The organism is Pseudomonas sp. FW300-N2F2, from assembly GCF_017351655.1.
Taxonomy (GTDB): Bacteria; Pseudomonadota; Gammaproteobacteria; order Pseudomonadales; family Pseudomonadaceae; genus Aquipseudomonas; species Aquipseudomonas fluorescens_AA.
Genome location: NZ_JACNDQ010000001.1, coordinates 2,539,226 through 2,560,675, shown reverse-complemented (window position 1 = coordinate 2,560,675; position 21,450 = coordinate 2,539,226). Strand labels below are relative to the sequence as shown.

General features: G+C 62.3%; 19 protein-coding genes and 1 pseudogene. 11 read left to right on the top strand and 9 right to left on the bottom strand.

Annotated features, from left to right (window positions below; translation table 11 throughout):
- The first annotated feature begins 37 nt into the window (after positions 1–37).
- Genes J4E63_RS11210 through J4E63_RS11200 form a run of 3 tightly spaced genes read left to right on the top strand, consistent with a single transcriptional unit; the run spans position 38 to position 3,032 of the window.
- A complete protein-coding gene (locus tag J4E63_RS11210) occupies positions 38–1,225 on the top strand; it encodes an ABC transporter substrate-binding protein (protein ID WP_207281991.1) in 1,188 nt (395 codons plus the stop codon).
- The gene (locus J4E63_RS11205; protein ID WP_207281990.1) at positions 1,222–2,283 is read left to right on the top strand and encodes an iron ABC transporter permease; all 1,062 of its coding nucleotides are present in this window, start codon (positions 1,222–1,224) and stop codon (positions 2,281–2,283) included. The genes J4E63_RS11210 and J4E63_RS11205 overlap by 4 nt, the downstream gene beginning before the upstream one ends.
- Positions 2,277–3,032 carry an ABC transporter ATP-binding protein gene (locus J4E63_RS11200; RefSeq protein ID WP_207281989.1) on the top strand — a complete coding sequence of 252 codons (756 nt, stop codon included), beginning with the start codon at positions 2,277–2,279 and terminating at the stop codon, positions 3,030–3,032. Before J4E63_RS11205 ends, J4E63_RS11200 begins: the two co-directional genes overlap by 7 nt.
- 43 nt (positions 3,033–3,075) lie before the next feature.
- Here J4E63_RS11200 and J4E63_RS11195 read toward each other — a convergent pair whose 3' ends face one another.
- Positions 3,076–5,037 carry a methyl-accepting chemotaxis protein gene (locus J4E63_RS11195; protein ID WP_207281988.1) on the bottom strand — a complete coding sequence of 654 codons (1,962 nt, stop codon included), beginning with the start codon at positions 5,035–5,037 and terminating at the stop codon, positions 3,076–3,078.
- A 270-nt stretch (positions 5,038–5,307) separates the two neighbouring features.
- Between J4E63_RS11195 and J4E63_RS11190 the strand changes: the two genes are divergently transcribed.
- The 3 genes from J4E63_RS11190 to J4E63_RS11180 are packed head-to-tail and all read left to right on the top strand — an operon-like array spanning position 5,308 to position 8,154.
- A complete protein-coding gene (locus J4E63_RS11190; protein WP_207281987.1) occupies positions 5,308–6,105 on the top strand; it encodes a MipA/OmpV family protein in 798 nt (265 codons plus the stop codon).
- Complete coding sequence (locus J4E63_RS11185; RefSeq protein ID WP_103308546.1) at positions 6,105–6,791, top strand: response regulator transcription factor; 687 nt, start codon at positions 6,105–6,107, stop codon at positions 6,789–6,791. Before J4E63_RS11190 ends, J4E63_RS11185 begins: the two co-directional genes overlap by 1 nt.
- Positions 6,784–8,154, top strand: coding sequence for a HAMP domain-containing sensor histidine kinase (locus J4E63_RS11180; RefSeq protein WP_259333712.1), 1,371 nt, complete (start codon positions 6,784–6,786; stop codon positions 8,152–8,154). The genes J4E63_RS11185 and J4E63_RS11180 overlap by 8 nt, the downstream gene beginning before the upstream one ends.
- Before the next feature lie 30 nt (positions 8,155–8,184).
- On the opposite strand, the gene J4E63_RS11175 is transcribed toward J4E63_RS11180, so the two are convergent.
- The 5 genes from J4E63_RS11175 to J4E63_RS11155 all read right to left on the bottom strand — a co-directional run bounded on the left by J4E63_RS11175 (position 8,185) and on the right by J4E63_RS11155 (position 14,949).
- Positions 8,185–9,459, bottom strand: a complete 1,275-nt coding sequence (locus J4E63_RS11175) for an MFS transporter (RefSeq protein WP_219738606.1) — start codon at positions 9,457–9,459, stop codon at positions 8,185–8,187.
- A 247-nt stretch (positions 9,460–9,706) separates the two neighbouring features.
- Positions 9,707–10,960, bottom strand: a complete 1,254-nt coding sequence (locus J4E63_RS11170) for an OprD family porin (RefSeq protein ID WP_207281984.1) — start codon at positions 10,958–10,960, stop codon at positions 9,707–9,709.
- A gap of 94 nt (positions 10,961–11,054) precedes the next feature.
- The gene (locus tag J4E63_RS11165; protein ID WP_207281983.1) at positions 11,055–12,359 is read right to left on the bottom strand and encodes a CitMHS family transporter; all 1,305 of its coding nucleotides are present in this window, start codon (positions 12,357–12,359) and stop codon (positions 11,055–11,057) included.
- Positions 12,360–12,499: 140 nt separating this feature from the next.
- Positions 12,500–13,825, bottom strand: coding sequence for a dicarboxylate/amino acid:cation symporter (locus tag J4E63_RS11160; RefSeq protein WP_207281982.1), 1,326 nt, complete (start codon positions 13,823–13,825; stop codon positions 12,500–12,502).
- A gap of 41 nt (positions 13,826–13,866) precedes the next feature.
- Positions 13,867–14,949, bottom strand: coding sequence for a 4-oxalomesaconate tautomerase (locus J4E63_RS11155; protein WP_207281981.1), 1,083 nt, complete (start codon positions 14,947–14,949; stop codon positions 13,867–13,869).
- A 167-nt stretch (positions 14,950–15,116) separates the two neighbouring features.
- On the opposite strand from J4E63_RS11155, the gene J4E63_RS11150 reads away from it, so the two are divergent.
- The gene (locus tag J4E63_RS11150) at positions 15,117–16,007 is read left to right on the top strand and encodes a LysR family transcriptional regulator (RefSeq protein WP_003200706.1); all 891 of its coding nucleotides are present in this window, start codon (positions 15,117–15,119) and stop codon (positions 16,005–16,007) included.
- On the opposite strand, the gene J4E63_RS11145 is transcribed toward J4E63_RS11150, so the two are convergent.
- Complete coding sequence (locus tag J4E63_RS11145) at positions 15,932–17,215, bottom strand: MFS transporter (RefSeq protein WP_404943331.1); 1,284 nt, start codon at positions 17,213–17,215, stop codon at positions 15,932–15,934. The genes J4E63_RS11150 and J4E63_RS11145 overlap by 76 nt on opposite strands.
- A gap of 275 nt (positions 17,216–17,490) precedes the next feature.
- Here J4E63_RS11145 and J4E63_RS11140 point away from each other — a divergent pair, with 275 nt between their 5' ends.
- The gene (locus J4E63_RS11140; RefSeq protein ID WP_207281979.1) at positions 17,491–17,949 is read left to right on the top strand and encodes a helix-turn-helix domain-containing protein; all 459 of its coding nucleotides are present in this window, start codon (positions 17,491–17,493) and stop codon (positions 17,947–17,949) included.
- A 6-nt stretch (positions 17,950–17,955) separates the two neighbouring features.
- Here the strand turns inward: J4E63_RS11140 and J4E63_RS11135 are convergent, their stop codons facing one another.
- Positions 17,956–18,813 carry a LysR substrate-binding domain-containing protein gene (locus J4E63_RS11135; protein ID WP_207282488.1) on the bottom strand — a complete coding sequence of 286 codons (858 nt, stop codon included), beginning with the start codon at positions 18,811–18,813 and terminating at the stop codon, positions 17,956–17,958.
- Between J4E63_RS11135 and J4E63_RS11130 the strand changes: the two are divergent.
- A pseudogene (locus tag J4E63_RS11130) lies at positions 18,722–19,054 on the top strand (NmrA/HSCARG family protein); the annotation flags it as partial. The gene J4E63_RS11135 and the pseudogene J4E63_RS11130 sit on opposite strands and share 92 nt — an antisense overlap.
- A gap of 42 nt (positions 19,055–19,096) precedes the next feature.
- Here J4E63_RS11130 and J4E63_RS11125 read toward each other — a convergent pair.
- The gene (locus J4E63_RS11125) at positions 19,097–19,495 is read right to left on the bottom strand and encodes a YceK/YidQ family lipoprotein (RefSeq protein ID WP_259333710.1); all 399 of its coding nucleotides are present in this window, start codon (positions 19,493–19,495) and stop codon (positions 19,097–19,099) included.
- A 139-nt stretch (positions 19,496–19,634) separates the two neighbouring features.
- Here J4E63_RS11125 and msuE point away from each other — a divergent pair, with 139 nt between their 5' ends.
- Both msuE and J4E63_RS11115 read left to right on the top strand, forming a co-directional pair.
- Positions 19,635–20,198, top strand: coding sequence for an FMN reductase (gene msuE, locus J4E63_RS11120; RefSeq protein ID WP_207281978.1), 564 nt, complete (start codon positions 19,635–19,637; stop codon positions 20,196–20,198).
- Positions 20,199–20,257: 59 nt separating this feature from the next.
- Complete coding sequence (locus J4E63_RS11115) at positions 20,258–21,445, top strand: acyl-CoA dehydrogenase family protein (protein ID WP_060742771.1); 1,188 nt, start codon at positions 20,258–20,260, stop codon at positions 21,443–21,445.
- Positions 21,446–21,450: the final 5 nt, after the last annotated feature.

Sequence of the window (21,450 nt, the reverse complement as noted above, 5' to 3'; positions counted from 1 at the left end):
GCCGTTGTCCGGTCCGGCTTTTGTAAAGGCATGAACCATGGTTACCGTTTTTCGCCGCCCTCACACCCTTGCCGCCCTGCTGTTCGCCGGGCTGCTCGGTGTGTCGTTTCTTTCGCTGACGCCCCGCAACGCCCTGGCCGCCGAGGCGGACCCTGCCCTGGGCAGCGTGACCGACCTGCTCGGGCGCCAGGTCAAGGTCCACCTCCCGGTCAGGCGGGTGATCCTCGGTGAAGGTCGCCAGTTGTACCTGGTGGCGGCGCTGGATACGCAAAACCCCATCGAACGCATCGTCGGTTGGCGCAAGGACCTGATCCAGTCAGATCCGGACACCTACGGCGCCTACCTGCGCAAATTTCCCGGGATTGCCAAGATCCCGACCTTCGGCGGGTTCGAGGACGGCACCTTTGACATCGAACAGGCCATCTCCCAGCGTCCGGATGTGATCATCCTCAATATCGAAGCCCAGCACGCCACCGAGGATGCGCGCTACATCGAGAAGCTCGACGCCTTGGGCATCCCGGTGGTCTACGTCGACTTTCGCAACAACCCGATGCAGAACACCGAGCCGACCATGCGCCTGTTCGGCCAACTGTTCGGCAAGCAAGCCCGTGCCGAAGCCTTCATCGATTTTCGCAACCAACAGATTCGACGGGTCACCGACGTCATTGAAGCGCGCCACCCTGCCCGGCCCAAGGTCTTCATCGAACGCATCGGCGGCTACACCGATGATTGCTGCCTGAGCTTCGGCAACGAGAATTTCGGCCTGTTCGTCGAAATGGCCGGTGGCGACAACATCGCCAAAGGCATCATCCCCACCACGTTCGGCCAGTTGAATGCCGAGCAAGTGGTGGTCGCCAACCCGGCGCAGGTGGTGGTCACCAGCGCCAACTGGGAAGCCTTTGCACCCGGTGGCCATTGGGTCGGCGTCGGCCCCGGGGCGGACATGGCCCAAGCCAGGAAAAAACTGGCGTGGTACACCCAGCGACCGGCCTACGCCGGCATCAAGGCCCAGGACGACCAGGCGTTCCACGCCATTTGGCACCAGTTCTACAACAGCCCCTATCAGTTCGTGGCCATCCAGCAATTGGCCAAGTGGTTTCACCCGACGTTATTCGCCGACCTGGACCCGGACGCCTCGTTCCGTCAACTGCACGAGCAGTTCCTGCCAGTTCCTTATGAGCCGGGTTACGCCGTCAGCCTGGACCAGACCGAGGACAAGCCATGACGTCGTTGAACGAAACCCTGGTGATGCAACGTGACACCTACCGACGCCTGGTGCTGCGCAAGCGGCTTATCCTCGGCGGGCTCACGCTGTTGCTGATTTGCAGCGTCCTGCTCGACCTGGCCCTCGGGCCGGCACGCTACAGCCTCGACGAAGTGCTCGGCGCACTGTTTTCGCCGGACAGCGCTTCGCCCCAGGTCCGCGTGGTGATGTGGGACATCCGCCTGCCTGTGGCGCTGATGGCCGTTGCGGTCGGCGCCGCGTTGTCGCTGGCCGGCGCGCAGATGCAGACGATCCTCAACAACCCGCTGGCCAGCCCGTTCACCCTGGGCATTTCCGCCGCCGCCAGTTTCGGTGCGGCCATGGGGCTGGCGTTTGGCGTGGCCTTGTTCCCATTGGCGGCGCATTACATGGTGCCGGTGAACGCGTTCATCATGGCCATGTTGTCGGCATTGTTGATCCACTTCCTGAGCCTGCGCCGCGGTGTCACCGCCGAGACCATCGTGCTGCTCGGCATCGCCCTGGTGTTCACCTTCAACGCGTTGCTGGCGCTGGTGCAATTCTTCGCCACCGAGCAAGCCGTGGCCGCCGTGGTGTTCTGGACGATGGGCAGCCTGACCAAAGCCACCTGGCCCAAGCTCGGGGTGATCTGCCTGGTGATCCTCGTCACCCTGCCGATTTTCGCCCGGCGCGCCTGGGCCTTGACCGCGCTGCGGTTGGGGGACGACAAGGCCGCGAGTTTCGGCATCAACGTGCGCAGCCTGCGCTTTCAGACGCTGATCATGGTCAGCCTGCTCGCCTCGTTCCCGGTGGCGTTTGTCGGCACGATCGGCTTCATCGGCCTGGTCGGCCCGCACATCGCGCGGATGCTGATCGGTGAAGACCAACGGTTCTTCCTGCCGGCGTCGTTGCTGACCGGCGCCCTGATTCTGTCCGCCAGTTCGGTGATAAGCAAAACCCTGATCCCTGGGGCCATTTTCCCCATCGGTGTGGTGACGTCGCTGATCGGCGTGCCCTTCTTTATATCCTTGATTCTCGGCGGGAAGAAAAACTCATGGTAACGATCCGGCTGGAGAATCTCGGAGCCCGCTATGGCCAGCGCACGGTCATTCACGGCGTGACCACGGCAGCTTTTGTCGGCGGCCAGGTGGTAGCGGTAGTCGGCCCCAACGCGGCGGGCAAATCCACCTTGTTCAAGCGCATGGCCGGGTTGATCGACGGCCCCGGGCAGGTGATCCTGGAGGGCTCGAAAAAGGGACCGCAGGGCATCAGCTACATGCCCCAGGGCTTGAACGCCAGTGCCCGGTTGACGGTGTACGAGTCGGTGCTGCTGGCGCGCAAGCAGCTCACGCCGGGCTGGGTCGTCCACGATGACGAACTGAAGCTGGTGGACGACATTCTCGCCGCGCTGGGCATCACTGAGTTGTCGTTCCGTAATCTCGGAGAGCTTAGCGGCGGACAGCAGCAACTGGTGTCGATCGCCCAGACCCTGGTGCGCGAACCGGAAATCCTGTTGATGGATGAGCCGACCAGCGCCCTGGACATGCATCGGCAAGTCCAGGTGCTGAATTTCATGCGGGCCCTGGCGCGCAAACGCCAGGTCATTGTGTTCATTGCCATCCATGATCTGAACCAGGCGCTGCGCTTTGCCGACCAAGTGCTGGTCATCGCCGACAACACCGCCCAGGGCAGCGGCCCGAGCGCCGAGGTGATTACCGAGTCGATGCTGCGCCAGGTCTACAAGGTCGAAGCGCGGATCGAGCAGTGCAGCCGCGGCGAGCGCCACATCCTGATCGACGATATCGTTTGAGCGCACAGCCGGGCCTTGCGCCAAAGGCCCGGGGCCGCAGGAACTAGGCGACCTTGAAGCGATTGACCAACTGTTGCTGGTACTCGGCCAGGCGCGCCAGTTCCTGGCTGGTGATGGCCGTCTGCTCGGCACCGGCACTCACCTGGATCACCAGGTCATTGATCTCGTTCACGTTACGATTGATGTCCTCGGACACCGCGTTCTGCTCTTCGGCTGCGGAGGCGATCTGGATGTTACGGTCGCTGATCGTCGCCACGCCCTCGGCGATCTCCACCAACAACGTCCCCGCGCGCTCGACTTTGCTCGCCCCGTCCTGAGCCTTGTCCAGGGTCTGCTGCATGGACAGCGCCGCACGATCCGACCCGGCTTGCAGGTTGCTGATCATCTGTTGAATGTTGCCCGTGGACTCCTGCGTCTTTTGTGCCAGGGTGCGCACCTCGGAGGCGACCACCGCAAACCCGCGCCCATGATCACCGGCCCGCGCCGCTTCAATCGCCGCATTGAGCGCCAGCAGATTGGTCTGTTCGGCAATGCCGCGAATCACGTCGAGCACGGAAGAAATCGCATCGCTTTCCAACTTGAGATCACCAATGATCCCCGCGGTCTCCTCGGCCTGCCCGGACAATTGGCGAATCAGCCCGATGGTGCTTTCGATTTCCACGCGCCCCTGCGCCGTGCTGAGGTTGACCTGTTGCGACATGTGCGCCGCATCGTTGGTACTTTGCGCCACCTCGCGCACCGTGGCGCTCATCTGATTGATCGCGGTGGCCACCTGCTCGGTGCCTTGGCGCTGTTGCTCGACACTCGCACTGGTCTGGACCGTCACCGTGGAAGACTCTTGCGCGGCGGTGGCTACCTGCGCCGTGGCATTGCCGATTTCCTGCACGACTTCGCTGATCTCCTGCGCCATGCGATTGAGGTTGCGCGAGATCTGGCCGAATTCATCCCGACCTTCGTACGTGGCCCTGGCAGTGAGATCACGCTGTGCCAGGCCGTTCAGGGCCCGGTTCACATCGCGTACCGCCAAATCGATCATGCGGATGATCACATACGACAGCACCGTCACCGCCAGCAGCGCCACGACGACCGCACCGAGGGTCAACCACAACGCACGGCTGGCTTCATCGCGCCCGTGTACCGCCAGGCGGCTGACGCTTTGACCGAGGGCTTCCTCCACTTGGCTCATCATGTCGATGCGCTGAGTGGAGAGTTCAAACCAGGCCTCTGGCTTGATGCCCAGCGACTGCCCCAATGGCACTTCGAAAGCCAGGCGCTGCAACTTGCCCACTTCGACCGCAGCGGGTTTGAGCATCTGCTCGGTAAACTGTTGAAGCAAGGCTGGCTGGGCCTGGCGACGGAATGCGTCGGAATAAGCAGAGAACTCGCCGAGATTACGGCTAAAGCGCGACAACAATGTTTCGTCGAAACGGTCCTGACTGAATACCAGGCCCAGCACGACCCGCTCGCGTCCAGCCCGTTCTTTCATCTCGATAAACTGATTGAGCGCACCGAGTGCATGAACAATGGTGGCGTTATTGATCGTCGCTTCCAAAGAGTGGGTATAGCCCACGAGCGCTTGAATGATCTCGGTATAACGAACACCCGATTCGGTGCTGCTGATACCCAACTTATCCACTTGCCCACGGATGGCGGGCAGTTGCGCCAAGGCCTGGAGGACGTTGTCCAATTGCGCGCTCCCCGACGCAGACAACCGGCTCACCACCTCGACAGAAGCATTGGAATCCTGGCGCGCCTGGGCCATCCGCTCGCCCATGGACTTGCCCGCGCTGCCCAGGAACACCCCGCTGGCGCCGCGTTCACGCTGCAATACCGTGATCAGTTGACTCAACTTCTGCGCCGTGGCGCTGGCGGTGACCGTGGCGTCCATATCGCGCAGTGTCTTGTAGTTGTCCACGACAAAGACGCCGGCCAAAATAAGGAATCCCAACAAGGGAAGGAGCAGGATCAATAAGAGTTTCAGACGCAGCGGTGCATTCCTGAGCATTTCCGTTCAAGCCTCATTTCAAAATGACTAGTGACGCGTGAACTTATTGTAAGAAGGCTGTTATACACGCTGACTTGACGCGATCTTAGCGCAATACCAAATAGCCATCACCCCTGATATTGCACCGCTTGGCACATATAACGGCCATGAAGCGGGAATATGTATTTGCCTTGATCGAGGTCAAGCTTTCGACAAATAACCGTAAGTATCCGGTAAGGGAAGACGCTCAACGATAGGCGCGCATTTCATCCTGTCCCGTTGGAGCACCCCATGCATTTGCTGCGCTTAGCCGTTTCCACCATCCCGAGCCTGATCCTACTCACTGCGCCCCCTTCAGCGCTGGCCGCACAGGCCGCCGAACCTGAAACCGCCAAACCGTCTTCGTCCTGGGGGCTGGGGGTCGGCGCCATCAGCAGCCAGCAGCCCTATACCGGCATCGATCGTGACAACAAGGCGATACCGCTGATCTACTTCGAGAACGAATACCTGCGGGTGTTCGGCCCGAACGCCGAGGCCAAGCTGTCGCAGCTCGAGATCAACGACACCCAGCACATCGATTTCAGCCTCGTGGGCCAGTACGACTTCAGTGGCTATGATGCCGATGACTCGCGGGTTTTCGATGGCATGAGCGACCGTAAAAGCAGCTTCTGGGCCGGAGCGAAAGTGCAGTGGCACACCGACTGGGTGGACGCCCACGCCGAGTGGCTGGCGGATGTATCGGGCAACAGCAAGGGGCAGCGCTTCAACCTGGGCCTGGAGCGGACCTGGCGACTCGACGACCACATGACCCTCACGCCCCACGTGACGGCGATGTGGCAGGACAAGAAATACGTCGATTATTATTTTGGCGTACGCGACAGTGAAGCCCGCATCGATCGCGCGGCCTATGATGGCAAGTCCGCCCTCAATACCGAGTTTGGCGTCCGGGGAAACTACATGTTCGATAAGCACCACTCTGTGTTCCTCGATATCAAGGCGACCCGCTTCGCCAGCGAGATCAAGGACAGCCCGCTGGTAGATCGTTCTACCGAAAACAGCGCGCTGTTCGGCTACCTGTACCGCTTCTGATGAGCCGCATTCTGTTGGTCGAGGACCACGAACGCTTGGCCCAACTGGTCAGCACGGGATTGACGAACGCCGGGATCGCCGTCGATGTGATCAACCGCATGGACGGTGCATGGGCGGCCATCCAGCGGGTGCCCTACCAGGCGCTGATCCTCGATCGCGGCTTGCCGGACGGCGATGGGCTGGTTTTGTTGAAGCGCCTGCGCAGCGCCGGGCTTGGCCTGCCGTGCCTGGTGCTCACGGCGCGGGATGCCCTGCATGATCGGGTACAAGGGCTCGATGCCGGTGCCGATGACTATCTGCCCAAGCCGTTTGCCATGGATGAAATGGTCGCCCGGGTGCGGGCTTTGCTGCGGCGCCCCGTGGACTGTCGCCCATTGGCGCCCAGCCACGGTGACCTGAGCCTGCAACCCGAGACCGGCACTCTGTGCTGTGCGAATGAAAGCATTACCCTGGCACCGGCGGAAATGCAGATCATGTTGCTGCTGTTGCGCAAGCCTGGGGAAATCGTCCGTCGCGCCAGCATAGAGGCGGCGGGCTGGGGTTTGAGCGAGGCGGTCACGCCAAACGCCCTGGACGTGGCCCTGCACCGTATCCGCCGCAAGCTGCTTGCCATCGGCTCCCGCCAACGCATTGTCAACCTGCGAGGTCTCGGTTATGCGCTCCGCCAGGTCGACGTGGTTGAGTAGCCTCCGGTTCAAGGTGCTGCTGGCCTATATTGCCGGCGTGGCGCTGAGCATTCTGTTGATCGTGTCGGCGGCGTTGGCCCTGGTCAGCTCACAGAGCGACATCCTGTCGGTCATGAACATGGCCGAACGCACCCAGGAGCTGGCGGAGAAACTCCAGTTCGATGCTGGCGGGCGCCCGGTCGGATTCGACCCCAGCGAGGCGGATCGAATCTGGACCTATGACAGCATGGGACAGGAGATCGGCTACCGCGTGCTGGACGCCTCGGCAAATGTGGCCCTGGCGTCCACCAACGCAACCTTCTGGCCGGCGAGTGCCTCGCTGCGCCCTTTGGGGCACGAACCGTTCAAGTTCGAGCGCCAGGGCATCTTGATGTACGGTGCCACCGCGCCAGTCGAACACGACGGCCAGACCTGGTTCCTGCAGCTTGCCGTCAGCGAACGGTTGATGGACCTCTTTCACGGCGCCTTCGCGCTGCCCTTCATGGGGGCCGGCATCGTCCTGTTCAGCCTGGTACTGCTCTTCGTCTTTGGTGCCTGTGCCTATGTCATCCTGGGGTACACGCTCAAGCCCTTGCGCGAAGTGTCCGAGTCGGCCGCGGCCATCTCGCCTCGCTCGCTGCATTCGCGCTTGCAGGTCAGCCGCGTACCTTCCGAAGTCTTGCCATTGGTGGACAGTTTCAATCGGGTCCTCCAGCGCCTGGAAAATGGCTACCGGATCCAGCAGGAATTTCTGGCGACAGCGGCGCACGAGCTGAAGACACCGCTGGCGCTGATACGCGCGCAGATCGAATTGATGGCAGACAGTCCCGATCGCAGCGCGCTCCTCAACGACGTCGCCCACATGACCCGCCAAGCCCAGCAACTGCTGCTGTTGACCGAAGCCAGCGAGGCGCAGAACTATAGGTTTGCCGCGGTCGAACTGGCCGATGTCGCGAAGGAAGCCGCCGACTATCTACAGCGCATGGCCGAAGCCGTCGACGTACGCCTGGTGCTGGCCGAGGATTGCACGGGCGTTGCCCCCTGGCAGGCTGATCGCAGCGCCCTCTTCACCTTGCTGAAAAACCTGCTGGAGAACGCCCTCCAACACGCCCCTCGAGGCACCGAGGTGCGAGTGAACATCGCCAGGGATCACTTGAGCGTACGCGATTGGGGCCCTGGGGTTGATCGGGAGCAACTGCCCCAGCTATTCGTGCGCTTCTGGCGCGGGCCCCATCGCCGCGACCATGGCGCCGGCCTGGGCCTGACGATCTGCCAGGAAATCGCCCAGGCCCATGGCTGGACGCTTTCAGCCACAAGAGCGGAACCAGGACTGCTGCTTCAGTTGTCTCGCCGGGAACACCCCAGCGACCCCGCCCGGGCTTGAACAGCGCGGGGTCGAACCGGGTACGCGGCCTCAGGCGACCCCGCCGTCGGGCACCGCAAGGGGGTCGGCCTGGGACACGCGGCTTGGCCTGAAGGTCTCGGGCATCGCCAGCAACAGGCCGAATGCCAGCGCGGCAATCGCCGCCAGGGTCAGGAACGCCGCGCTGTAGCCAGCCCCTTGCACCACGAAGCCGGCCAGGCTGTTGCTCAACGCGGCGCCGAGCCCGAACACCGTCGACAACACCCCGAGGCTGACGTTGAAGCGCCCGGTGCCCTGGGTCAGGTCCTTGACCACCAGAGGAAACAGCGCGCCGAACAGCCCGGCACCGATACCGTCCAGCAGTTGCACCGCCACCAACCAGTAGGGGTCGTCCGAGAGCACGTACAACACACCGCGGATGGGCAGGATCAGGAAGCCGGCCAGCAGCAACGGCTTGCGGCCCCAGGCATCGGCCTTGACGCCCACCAGCCACGCCATGGGCACCATGACCAGTTGCGCCGCAACGATACAAGCCGATGTCAACGGCGTGGCCAGGTGCACATTGGCCTGGGCGAGCTTCTGGCTGACCAGCGGGAGCATCGCCGCGTTTGCCAGGTGGAACAGCCCGCAGCAAATGGCGAACAACAGCAGCGTACGGTTATCCAGCAGGACCCGCAGCGTCGAGGGTACAGGACCGTGAACCAGTTGCCCCGCCTCCAGGCCCCGTGCCACGTCATGGTCGATGGCCTCGGCGGACACGCAACTGAGCGCCACGATGCTCGCCAATGCCATGGCGGCCATCAGGTAGAACACCGCGATGGGCCCGAACAACCAGGCGAACCCACCCGCCAGCAGCGCGGCGCAGGCATTGCCCGCGTGATTGAATGTTTCGTTGCGCCCCGTGCGCCGTGTAAAGGCCTTGGCGCCGGTAATGCCCAGGGAAATCGCCGCGATAGCCGGCGCAAAGACTGACGCTGCCACGGCGCCAATGGCCTGGGTCAATGCCACCAGGCCAAAGGACGACGTGAACGGAAGCACCAGGCACCCCAGCGTCACCGCCAATGCCGCCACGGCCACCACGGCACGCTTGCTGCGCACCCGGTCGATCAACGCGCCGGCGGGCGCCTGGGCGACAAGCCCGGCCATGGCCGCCACCGTCATCACCACGCCAATGCTGGCCGGGTCCCAGCGATGCACCGCCAGCAGGTAGATCGCCAGGTAAGGGCCCAAGCCATCGCGCACATCCGCGAGGAAAAAATTCAGGCCATCCAGGGAAAGGTTGTTGCGTCGGTCTCGGTTTCGATCCACAGCGGCCTCGACGGGCATTGCCCCAAAGAAAATTGACGCAATGATGTCGCAAAGAATCGAACCGGGCCACCGTGATGAGCGCGGGGCCACTGAGAAAACCGTGGCGAGGGAGCTTGCTCCCGCTGGGTCGCGAAGCGACCCCAAAACCTGCCGAACGCGTAACACAGACACACCGCACCCGCCGGTTCACGACTGCTTCGCAGCCGAGCGGGAGCAAGCTCCCTCGCCACAGGTCCATCGTTGTTTCTTAGGTGAACTGCACGACCTACCAAAGAGCGATGTCGTAGGTAAAGTAGACCCGGTTGCTGTCACGACCACGGGAAAAGTCCGAGCGATAGACGTAGTTTCGCAACTTCACCCCCAGCCCCTTGAACGTTCCCTGTTGCACCACATAGGCGATCTCTGCGTCACGTTCCCACTCTTTGACCGTGGTGTCGGACTTACCGTCGTTGCCGCTCAGGTAGCGGGTGGAGAACGTCAGGCCGGGCACACCGAGGCGCGCGAAGTCGTAGCCGTAACCGAGCATCCAGGTCTTCTCGTCTTCCTCGATGAACTTGCCGATCCCGACGTTGCTGAAGGAATACACCGTGGCGCCGCTGACGTAAGGCAGGCCCGCCTCGCCGCTGAGGGTCTGGTAACCGGCGCTCAGTGTGTGGCCGACAACGGCATAGGACAGCGACCCGCTGAGCATGTCGTTGTCGATCTTGCCGCCGTAGGCCGACCCCGAGTCGACGCTGTTGAAGTAGCGCAGGTCGCTGGTCAATACCCCGGCGCCCAGGGGCAGATCATGCTGGATGCCAACAAAGTTCTGTCGATAGAAATTCTCCAGCTCGCCATAGAAATAGCTCAGCCGGATGTGCTTGCCCAGCTTGTAGTCGGCGCCGGCATAGCTGAAGTCACCGGACTTATCGCCGCCGTAGCCGTCCGGCACGATGGGCATGCTGTCACTCGAATCCCGCAGCTTGAAACGCTCCAGGTGCCCGCCGGTGACGGTGAGGTTGTCAATGTCATTGCTGCTGATCTGGGTGCCTTGGTAAGTCTGAGGCAACAGCCGCGCATCGTTGTAGACCAGCACCGGGGTCTTGGGCAGCAAGGTACCGTATTTGAGCGTGGTCTTGGCCAGCCGGGCCTTGGCGGTCATGCCCGCACTGGCGAACTCGTCGGCGGCGCGACCGTCGTCATGCACCGGCAGCAGACCGGTGCCACTGCGACCACGCCCGGAATCGAGCTTGACCCCGAGCAGGCCCAGGGCATCGACCCCGAAGCCGAGGGTGCCCGGCGTAAAGCCTGACTGGTAATCCAGCAGGAAGCCCTGGGCCCATTCGGTGCGCTCACTCTTGGCGGTCCTCGCCGCCCGGGCGCTCATACCGTGCTCGTCGCGGAAATTTTCGTTGAAGTAGACGTTGCGCAATTGCAGCTTCAGCTTGCTGTCATCGATGAAACCTTCGGCGCTGGCCGTGGCCAGGGGCAACAGGCCAAGGATTGGAAACAAAGCCCCGCGGGTCAGCAAAATGGTCATGTCTGGCTACTCGTTGTTGTTATTGGGCGTGCAGGCCTTCTCACCCCCATTTGCAGGGGGCGTGTCAGGCAGGAAAACAAGGTTGTCGGGTGAATCAGGAAAACAGCGTCAGTGCCCCGGTCAGCAAGGCCAGCGCGGTAATCACCAGGGACGTGAGCACCGCCCATTTGACGGTGGCTTTCTGGAAGTCGCCCAAGTCGCGGTCGACCATGCCCACCAGCAACAGGGTCGAGGCCACCAGCGGGCTCATCAGGTGCACCGGCTGGCCGAGAATGGAGGCCCGGGCAATTTCCACCGGATCGATCCCGTAGGCAGCGGCGGCGTTGGCCAGGATCGGCACGACCCCGAAGTAGTAGGCATCGTTGGACAATACGAAGGTCAGCGGCATGCTGGTAATCGCCACCACCAGCGGGAACAGATGGCCCCAGGAAGGCGGAATCCAATCGACCAGGGTCTGTGCCAGCGCATCGACCATTTTCGTTCCGGAGAAGATCCCGGCGAAGACGCCCGCGGCAAACACCAGCAGGACCACGGTCATGGCGTTACCCGAATGGGCGAGAATGCGCTCCTTCTGAATATCCAGTTGCGGATAGTTGATCATCAGCGCCAGGACGAAACCGATCAGGAACAGAATCGCCGAGTGCATGAGCCCCATCACCAGCGCGACCATCACCGCAACCACCAGCAGCAGGTTGACGTAGGCCAGTTTCGGGCGCTTGTGTGGCGTGTCCTCGATGATCGCGTTGATGTAGCAGTCACCGCCACCGCTTTGCAGCTGGACGTTGCCGATACGCTTGCGCTCGGCACGGCCCAGCAGGAAGGCCGTGAACACCACCCACATTGCACCGCCGATCATGGTCGGCAGCAACGGCACGAAATACTCACCGGCATCCAGGCCCAGCGCTGCGATCGCACGGGTCGCCGGGCCGCCCCAAGGGGTCATGCCGCTCATGATGCTCAGGGAGAGCATGGAAATGGTCGCCAGGATCATCGGGTTCATGCCGATGCGCTTATACAGCGGCAGCATCGCGGCACAGGTGATCATGTAGGTCGTCGTGCCGTCACCGTCCAGCGCCACCAACAGCGACAGCAACGCGGTGCCCACGGCGATTTTCATCGGGTCGCCATTGACCCGCTTGAGGATCTTGCGGATCAGCGGGTCGAACAGACCGGCGTCGATCATCAGGCCGAAAAACAGGATCGCGAACAACAGCAGTGCCGCCGAGGGCGCGACCATTTTCAGGCCGTCCAGCATCATCTTGCCGGTGGTCCCGCCAAAGCCGCCGAGCACGGCAAAGACGATGGGCACTACCGTCAGAGCGACAATCGGGGACAACCGTTTGGTCATTATCAGGAAGGTGAAAACCACCACCATGGCCAAGCCAAGTAAAGCGAGCATATGTCAGATCTCTTGTTGTTATGAGTAGCTTGGCAGACACCCAGGCACACGCCCTCCCACCCGCCAGGCAACACGCTGAAGTGTGCCTGGCGCAGAGGTATCGAATGAGCTTGCGGTGCTGTCGAGTCAGCCGTGAGCGGCTAGATGTGTTTGGCGACCTTCGTGCCGTCCCAGCTCGAGTCCGTTGCCGGGGTCTGTGCCAGGGCGGGTTTGCCATCCAGGGTCTGCAACAGCACTTCGCGGTCACAGGCATTCTCCGAGAGGGAGATCACCACGGTCGCGACGGCGTTGCTCGCCAGGCTGGTCAACGCCCGCGCTTCGGACATGAACCGGTCGATCCCGATCAATAGGGCCAGGCCCGCCAGGGGAATGTCGTGGATGACCGTCAAGGTCGAGGCCAGAGCGACAAACCCGCTGCCGGTCACACCCGCGGCACCCTTTGACGACAGCAGCATGATCGCCAGCATGGTGATGACCTGGGTCAGCGTCAGGTCGATGTTGCAGGCCTGGGCAATGAAGATCGCCGCCAGCGACAGATAGATCGCCGTGCCGTCGAGGTTGAACGAGTAGCCGGTCGGCAGCACCAGCCCCACGACCCCTTTCTTGCACCCCAGGGCCTGGAGTTTTTCCAACATCCGCGGCATTACCGGTTCGGTCGAGGACGTGCCGAGCACCACCAGGAACTCTTCACGCAGATAACGCAACAGCTTCCACAGGCTGAAACCGTGGGCGCGGCAAAGGCTGCCCAACACCACGAAGACGAAGAAGGCGCAGGCGATATACAAGGTCATGATCAACTTGGCCAGCGAGCCCAGCGACGTGATGCCGTACTGCCCCACCGTGAAGGCCAAGGCCCCGAAAGCGCCAATCGGAGCGAAACGCATCAGGTAGGAGAAAATCTTGAACACCATGTGCGAAGCCGATTCCAGGACCTCCAGCACAGGTTTGCCGCGCTCGCCCAGGGACGATAGGGCAAAACCGCAGAGCACCGCGATAAACAGCACCGGCAGCACCTCGCCTTTATTGAAGGCGCCGATGAAGGTGTCGGGAATGATGTGCATGAAGAAGTCCACCACGCTCAGTTTCGCGGCGGATTCGGTGTACTGCGACAGCCCCTGGGTACTCAACTGCGTCGGGTCGATGTTCATGCCCGCGCCGGGCTTGAACAGGTAGACCGACACCAGGCCGATGATCAGGCTGATCACCGTCAGCGCCAGGAACAACAGCATGGTCTTGCTCAACAAACGCCCCAGCGAGCGCTTGTCGCTCATACCGGCGATGCCAGTGACAATGGTGCAGAACACCACTGGCGCAATCATCATCTTGATCAGTTTGATGAAGGCATCGCCCAGCGGCTTCAAGGCAATTGCCTGTTGCGACCAGAAGTGCCCGACGACCACGCCCAGCAGCACGGCGCAGATGATCTGGAAGTAGAGCGATTTAACAACTTTCATGGCATCACCCATTTTTAGAATTGTTCTGATGCAAAAGACCCTGGCGACCAGGGCTACCCGGCCAGCCGTTGGGACGCCGTGGCGTAGACGTAACCTGAGAAAAGCCGGCGCGCGGTACGTACTACCGAAGCCCGAATGGTCTCACCCTTTTCACCGGTGTAGGACAGTACGACATCGATACCGCCGCTTGGGTGTTCGATCCGAACCTGTTGCAAGCGCGGTTCGCTGACGTTGCCGAGCAACTGTGCAACGACGCTGCCTTCGGTTACGCACGCCGTGGCCAGGCCAATGGAGCCGGTGATCGCCAGGGCGCGGTGACAGTTGTGCGGCATGAAGTAGCGCACCTGGACCGTCCCGCCGCACTTGGCCGGAGACACCAGCACCGGCTTGGGAATGACCTTGTCGCTGACATCGCCCAGGCCCATCGCCAGGCCGGCTTTCAACCGCAAGGACTCCAGCCGCTGCAGGAAGGCTTTATCGGCGTCCAGTTCGGCAGGGCTTTCGTCACCGCGTTTACCGAACTGGCTGGCCTCGACGATCATCATCGGCATCGCCATGTCGATGCAGGTCACCGGAATGCCGTCGATCAGGTCCAGGAGTTGCCCGGTCGGGAAGAGTTTCCCCGTCTTGCTGCCCGCCGCATCGAGAAACGTCAGTTGTACCGGAGCGGCTGTGCCAGGCACGCCGTCGATGGCGGTGTCGCCTTCATAGCTGACCTTGCCTTGCGGGGTTTGCACTTCGGCATTCACGAAAGTCCCGGTGTTGAGGTTGCGAATACGCACCCGGGTCAGATCGCCGGAAGGCTTGACCAGCCCCTGCTCGATGGCGAACGGGCCGACGGCGCAGAGCATGTTGCCGCAGTTGGGGGCGGTATCGACCCGACGCTGGGAAACCATGACCTGGACGAACAGATAATCGACATCCGCGTCAGGGTGCAGCGATGGGCTGACGATCGCCACTTTGCTGGTTTGTGGGCTGCCGCCACCGATGCCGTCGATTTCCAGCTCGTGGCCGGAGCCCATCAGGTTGAGCAGCAGCTCGTCACGTTCGGCGATGGCGACCGGCAGATCCCAGGCGAGAAACACCGGGCCTTTGGACGTACCGCCGCGCATTAGCACACAAGGAATTCGCTGCATGATCACTAACTCTTGTTGATCAATCTGGATAATTGATGCTCTGGACACAAGAGTGGCAAAGTTTGAAAAGTGTTTCCAATGCAAAGATCAGAGAGATTATTGCGTTTCACAAATGAATTACTTTACGATGATTCGCACTGCGCATCCCCTCTGCGGTGAGGTAGAACATGGAATATGAGCTCCAGGACATACGATCTTTCGTGAAAATCGCCGAACTTGGCAGTTTCCACGAAGCCGCCGATGCGCTGCATCTGTCACAACCGGCCCTTAGCCGACGGATGAAAAAACTCGAGGAGGGCCTGGGAACCGCTTTGCTCGACCGCACGACCCGCAAGGTCAGCCTGACGAGTGTTGGCCGTGACTTCCTGCCCAAGGCACGGCGCCTGCTGGATGATTTCGACGACTCGATTCTCAACATCCGCGAGCTGGCGGAGCGGCAGATCGGCCGGGTGACCTTGGCGTGCATCCCCACGGCGGCGTTCTATTTCCTGCCTTCGGTGATCCGCCTCTACAACGAGCGCTACCCGAAAATCCGCATCCGCCTGCTCGACCTCAGCGCCAACGAAGGGCTCGAAGCGGTACTGCGCGGCGAAGCCGACTTCGGCATCAACATGATGAGCGGCCAGCACCCGGACATCGAGTTCGTGCCCCTGGTCAACGAACCCTTTGTGCTGGCCTGCCGACGCGACCATGAATTGGCTGAACGCAGTGCGGTCACCTGGTCGGAACTCAGCGACTATCGGCTGATCGGGGTCGGGCGCCTGAGCGGCAACCGCATGCTGCTGGACCACGCGCTGTCGGGCCTGAGCTGGCGCCCGCAGTGGTTCTACGAAGTTCAGCACTTGTCTACGTCGCTGGGACTGGTCGAGGCCGGCCTGGGCGTGTCGGCGATGCCCAGCCTGGCCATGCCGGCCGGGGATCATCCAACCCTGGTCAGCGTGCCGCTGATCGAGCCGGTGGTAAACCGCTCCCTGGGCCTGGTCTACCGCCGGGGCGCATCGCTCTCCCCGGCCGCGGAGAAATTCGTCTCGATCCTGCTTGAGCAGTGGCCGCAATGAAGCGAGCGTCTCCACACCACCAGCGCGGCGAGGCTGATCGAGGCGCCCAGCAGGCTGACCGCCATCCAGCCCCACAGCGCATAGACCTGGGTCGCGGCGGTCGCGCCCAATGCGCTGCCTACCGAGTAGAAACACATGTAGGCGCCGACCATGCGACTCTGGGCGTCGGGCCGCGCGGCGAAAATCAGGCTCTGGTTGGTGACGTGCACGGCTTGTACCGCGAAGTCAAGTAGCACCACGCCGCAGACCAGTGCGATCAGGGAGCTCTCGGTAAACGCGATGGGCAGCCAGGAAAACGTCAGGAGCCCCAGCGACCAGCCGGTAACCCGTTGCCCCCAGCCTTGATCGGCCCAGCGACCGGCGCTTCTGGCCGCCAGGGCACCGGCGACACCCGCCAGCCCAAACAGGCCGATGGCCGTGTGTGAAAGTGACAGCGGTGCGGCGCTCAACGGCAGCACCATCGCAGTCCACAGCACCGAAAAAGCGGCAAAGATCAGCAAGGCCAGCAGGCCCCTGGTCCGTAGCATCGGCTCGGTCACGAACAGCATGAACAGCGAGCGGATAAGCGCCAGGTAGGGCTGCCGGTGACGGGGCGACACAGCGGCGGGCACCACGACCCAGAACACTGCCGCGATGGCCAGCATCAAGCCCGAGGACACGAAATAAACCCCACGCCAGCCCGCCAGGTCGGCGATCACCCCGGAGGTGAACCGCGCCAGGAGAATCCCCAGGACAATGCCACTGGTGACGGTACCCACGGTCTGTCCCCGTTGGGATGGCGAGGACAGCACGGCGGCATAGGCCACCAGCACCTGGACGACCACCGCCAGCAACCCCATCACGACCATGGCGCCCAGCAAAGCCAACCAATGCTGGGCTGCGCCGACGGCTGCCAGCGCGATGGCAGACAACACCAATTGCGCGAAAACCAGCCGTTTACGCTCGACCCTGTCCCCCAGCGGGACGATGAACAGCAACCCCAGCGCGTACCCCACCTGGGTGGCCGTCACCACTCCCCCGATCAATCCAGAAGCGACACCCAGGCTCTCGGCCATCGAGGCGAGCAAGGGCTGGGCAAAGTAGACATTGGCGACGGCCAGGGCGCAGGTCACGGAAAACAATAACGTGAGCGATGGTGAAAGCCCTGGGGGCTGCTGTTCATTCAAAGAGCTCGATGACCCCGTGTAGGAGCTGCCGAAGGCTGCGATCTTTTGATCTTTCGCTTGAGACTCAAGCGTCGAGGGAAAGATCGCAGCCTCGCTTCGCTCGTCAGCTCCTACAGGCCGGCGAGAGCCTGCTCCCTCGCCCCCCTGATTTCCCGAAGGCTGCTGGGTGAAACAGTCGGCCTCTGCTGTCATGCACGTCTCCTTGGCGCTAAACTGGTTTCAATTAAAAACCTGTCTAAATTGTTGCTTGATCAGGTTTCAATTTGCAACCATATAATTCCGACCAACTTGGCAATGCTTTCCAGAGGGTCAATCAAATGGAAACCGCTTCATCGCAAAACAACGAATGCCCGGTCGCCAGGACACTGGATGTGATGGGTGATCGCTGGTCACTGATGATCATCCGCGACGCATTCGACGACATCCGTCGATTCAGCGAATTTCAAAAGAGCCTGGGCGTGGCCAAGAACATTCTGGCTTCGCGACTCAAAGCCTTGGTCGAGGTCGGCGTATTCGACGTTCGACCCGCCTCGGATGGGAGCGCCTACAAGGAGTACGTCCTGACAGAGAAAGGCCTGGAGATCTTTCCGGTGGTGGTCAGCCTGCGACAGTGGGGCGAACGTTTCCTGTTCGAGCCGGGGGAAACCCGTTCCGTACTGTTGGACAACGCCACCGGCCAGGCCCTCATGCCGATGGAAGTGCGCTCGGCAAGCGGTCAGAAACTCGGGCCGACCGATTGCCACAGGGTGAGGCTCATGACCGACGACCTGACGTGAGCGTTTTTATCCCTGCAAGACCAGGGACATGTCCGGGTACCTGGCACACATGAAATCGACAAACGCCCGCACCTTCGGCGCAGCAAGTCGTCGGGACGTGTGCAGGACCCAGAGTTCGGCTTCTTTCCCAGATACCGTGCCCCACTGGACCAACTCGCCACTGGCCAGCTGGTTCCATGCCATCGACTGCGGGATAAGGGCCGCTCCACCACCGGCGATGGCCGCATCGCGGATCATCAGGAACGAAGAGAACCGCAGCCTGGGGATCGGTTCCAAGACCAAGTGGCCGCCATCAAGTATCCACTGGGTGGGCTCGAAACCGGACGCCACAATGCCGGGAACCGAGCGGATGGCCCCGGGTGCAGGCATTGGCAGTCCAGGTGCGGCCACCACCAGCCGGTCCTTGGCGAAACAGCGACCGACTAAATCGCTGTCCGGGCCGGGGTTGATCCGGATGGCGACATCGAATTGCTCCTCGACGAGATCCACCACGCGATCCTCCGCAACGACCTCGATCGTGACGTCAGGGTAAGCCGCGCAAAACTCTGCGCCGATGCGCCCCATCGCCAGCTGCGAGAACAGGACCGGGGCAGCGACACGCAAGCGTCCGCGCGGCGTCGATACGCCCTCCTTCGCCGCCGCCATGGCTTCGGCCACCTCGGCCAGGGGCCCTTCGGCCCTGGCCATCAGCAGCGCACCGGCCTCGGTGAGCTTCAGGCCGCGGGCGCTGCGCTCGATCAGCCTGCCCCCCAATTGCTCCTCAAGGTCGGCGATGCGGCGCGACAAGGCACCTTCGGCCCTGGATCGGGTCACCCTGGAGTTGGTCGGCCCGCACGCACTGACCGGTACCGCCGTGGCGAAAATCTGGAGCGCCGCCCTGGGTCGCGAGGTCGCCTACGGCGGTGACGATGTGCTCGCCTTCGAAGCACAATTGGCGGCGTACGGCCCAGCCTGGCTGGCTTATGACATGCGCCTGATGATGTCCGGTATCCAGACGTTTGGCATGCAGGCCGCCGAAGGCACCGTGGAACGGCTCCAGGCGATCCTGGGACGCCCGCTGCGCACCTATGAAGACTTCGTTCGCGAGGTTGTCGCCGGGGTTTGAATCCCTGGGACGAGGGAGCGGCTTCGAATCATTCAGAGAGGCCTACTCCTCGGCAGGCCTCATATGAAAAATCGTATAGGGCAGAATCAACGTATCGGCCACGACACTGAAAGGCAGGTCAATGATTGCAAACGGTGCCAGCGCGCGTGAATACACATCGTTGTCGTTCGTCGAGCCCTTGATGATCTCGATATCGGTAGCCGCACCGCAGTACGGATGAAGGCCGCACATTTGCCCCATGCCAAAGGTTTCGTTGGCCGTCGCGCATCCCCCGAGCAGCGCCATCGTCAAAGCCAATACCACGATCCGCATGACGCTCTCTCCCCTGGAAAGACGGGACTGTAGCATCGATGGCGGACGACCTATAGGGGTGACGACTGTTGCCACTGAAGACTGTTGCCCCAGAAACAGCGGTTCAGTTGTTGCCTGGGCAACAGCCATTCAACAATTCATCCACCAGACCAACAGTTCCGCCCCCTCCCATCCCCGCCAAGCCCAGTAAACGCTGGGCTTTTCGCGTTGGTACGGCCCTTGCTCAAGTCTATGTACCTCGATCAACAGTCCAACAGGAACACCTAGGATGAGCACTCCATTGAAAGTCGTCGCCGTCTCCGGCGGTACCGCCCGCCCCTCGCGCACTCTGGCACTGACCGAAGCCATCCTGGGCGAGCTCGGCCAGCACTTGGTCATCGATACCCACCTGATCGAACTGGGCAACATCGCCCGTCCGCTGGGCGGTGCGCTATGGCGCAAGGAATTGCCGGAAACCGTCGAGCACGAACTGCGCCTGATCGAGTCTGCCGATTTGCTGGTGGTGGCCGCGCCGGTCTATCGCGGCACCTATCCGGGCCTGTTCAAGCATTTGTTCGATCTGGTCGGCCAGGACGCCCTGATCAACACGCCGGTACTGCTGGCCGCCACCGGTGGCAGCGAACGCCATGCCCTGGTCCTCGATCACCAGTTGCGCCCGCTGTTCAGCTTCTTCCAGTCACTCACCCTGCCCATCGGCGTGTACGCCAGCGAGACCGATTTCGCCGACTACCGCATCGTCAGCGCGGCCTTGCAGTCGCGCATCGAGCTGGCGGCCGCACGCGCCTCTCGCCTGTTTGCCGGCCAGGCGTACGCCCTGCGCAAGATCGCCTGAGGAGCCCGCATGAATCACGATTGCATCTGCCTGGAAGGCGTTTTTGCGAGGGACATCGCATGAGAATCCAACCACAACCCACCGTGCTGACCCCGCTGCAGACCGCCCGCCGCCTGGCTGCGGAGTTCGCCGAAACCGCCGTCGAGCGCGACGAGGCCGGCGGCACACCCAAGCTGCAACGCGATGCCATACGCCAGAGCGGTTTGCTGGCTTTGAGCATCCCCACCCAGTTCGGTGGCCTCGGGGCCAGTTGGAGCGAAACCCTTGGCGTGGTGCGCGAGTTCGCCAAGGTGGACAGTTCCATCGCCCACGTCTTCGGTTTTCAGCACCTGATGCTGGCCACCGTGCGTCTGTTCTCGCGCCCCGATCAGTGGCAACCCTGGTTCGAACAGACCGCCCGCAAGAACTGGTTCTGGGGCAACGCGCTGAACCCACTGGACACCCGTACCGTGGTCAAGACCTTCGACGGCTGGCGCGAATTCTCCGGCAAGAAGAGCTTCTGCTCCGGTGCCAGCGACTCGGAAATGCTGATCGCCTCGGCCATCGACGAAAGCGCTGGCGGCAAACTGCTGATCGCCGCGATCCCCAGTGGCCGCACCGGCATCACCCTGCACGGCGACTGGGACAATATGGGCCAACGCCAGACCGACAGTGGCAGTGCCACCTTCGAACGGGTGCGGGTAGAAGAGAACGAATTGCTGCTCGACCCCGGCCCCCTGAGTACGCCTTTCGCCTGCCTGCGCCCGTTGATCGCGCAATTGCATTTCTCCCACATCTTCCTCGGTATTGCCGAAGGCGCCCTGGAAGAAGCCCGGCACTACACCCTCAAGGAAGGCCGGCCGTGGTTCCGTTCCAAGGCCCAGCATGTCAGCGAAGACCCTTATGTGTTGCGCCACTTCGGCGAATTCTGGGTTGGCCTGGAAAGTGTGCGACTGCTGGTGGAACGCGCTGCCGACCAGTTGGATGAGGCCTGGCACAAGGGCCACGCCCTGGGTGCCGAGGAACGCGCCCAGCTGGCGCTGTCCATCGCCACCGCCAAAGTCGCCGCCGTACGCACCGGCCTGGATATCTGTAGCCGCCTGTTCGAAGTCACCGGCGCCCGCGCCACCCATGCTTCGCTACGCCTGGACCGCCATTGGCGCAACCTGCGCACCCAGAGCCTGCACGACCCCGTGGATTACAAACTCCACGAACTGGGTGAATGGGCGCTGAACCAGACGCGGCCCACCCCCTCCTTCTACTCATAGGGATG

Excerpts from the sequence above, each read along its gene's own strand:
- J4E63_RS11155 (WP_207281981.1), bottom strand. The coding sequence starts at position 14,949 with ATGCAGCGAATTCCTTGTGTGCTAATGCGCGGCGGTACGTCCAAAGGC.
- msuE (WP_207281978.1), top strand. The coding sequence starts at position 19,635 with ATGAGCACTCCATTGAAAGTCGTCGCCGTCTCCGGCGGTACCGCCCGC.
- J4E63_RS11185 (WP_103308546.1), top strand. The coding sequence starts at position 6,105 with ATGAGCCGCATTCTGTTGGTCGAGGACCACGAACGCTTGGCCCAACTG.
- J4E63_RS11205 (WP_207281990.1), top strand. The coding sequence starts at position 1,222 with ATGACGTCGTTGAACGAAACCCTGGTGATGCAACGTGACACCTACCGA.
- J4E63_RS11140 (WP_207281979.1), top strand. The coding sequence starts at position 17,491 with ATGGAAACCGCTTCATCGCAAAACAACGAATGCCCGGTCGCCAGGACA.
- J4E63_RS11115 (WP_060742771.1), top strand. The coding sequence starts at position 20,258 with ATGAGAATCCAACCACAACCCACCGTGCTGACCCCGCTGCAGACCGCC.
- J4E63_RS11150 (WP_003200706.1), top strand. The coding sequence starts at position 15,117 with ATGGAATATGAGCTCCAGGACATACGATCTTTCGTGAAAATCGCCGAA.
- J4E63_RS11210 (WP_207281991.1), top strand. The coding sequence starts at position 38 with ATGGTTACCGTTTTTCGCCGCCCTCACACCCTTGCCGCCCTGCTGTTC.
- J4E63_RS11175 (WP_219738606.1), bottom strand. The coding sequence starts at position 9,459 with ATGCCCGTCGAGGCCGCTGTGGATCGAAACCGAGACCGACGCAACAAC.
- J4E63_RS11125 (WP_259333710.1), bottom strand. The coding sequence starts at position 19,495 with ATGGCTGTTGCCCAGGCAACAACTGAACCGCTGTTTCTGGGGCAACAG.
- J4E63_RS11200 (WP_207281989.1), top strand. The coding sequence starts at position 2,277 with ATGGTAACGATCCGGCTGGAGAATCTCGGAGCCCGCTATGGCCAGCGC.
- J4E63_RS11165 (WP_207281983.1), bottom strand. The coding sequence starts at position 12,359 with ATGCTCGCTTTACTTGGCTTGGCCATGGTGGTGGTTTTCACCTTCCTG.
- J4E63_RS11195 (WP_207281988.1), bottom strand. The coding sequence starts at position 5,037 with ATGCTCAGGAATGCACCGCTGCGTCTGAAACTCTTATTGATCCTGCTC.
- J4E63_RS11160 (WP_207281982.1), bottom strand. The coding sequence starts at position 13,825 with ATGGGTGATGCCATGAAAGTTGTTAAATCGCTCTACTTCCAGATCATC.
- J4E63_RS11190 (WP_207281987.1), top strand. The coding sequence starts at position 5,308 with ATGCATTTGCTGCGCTTAGCCGTTTCCACCATCCCGAGCCTGATCCTA.
- J4E63_RS11170 (WP_207281984.1), bottom strand. The coding sequence starts at position 10,960 with ATGACCATTTTGCTGACCCGCGGGGCTTTGTTTCCAATCCTTGGCCTG.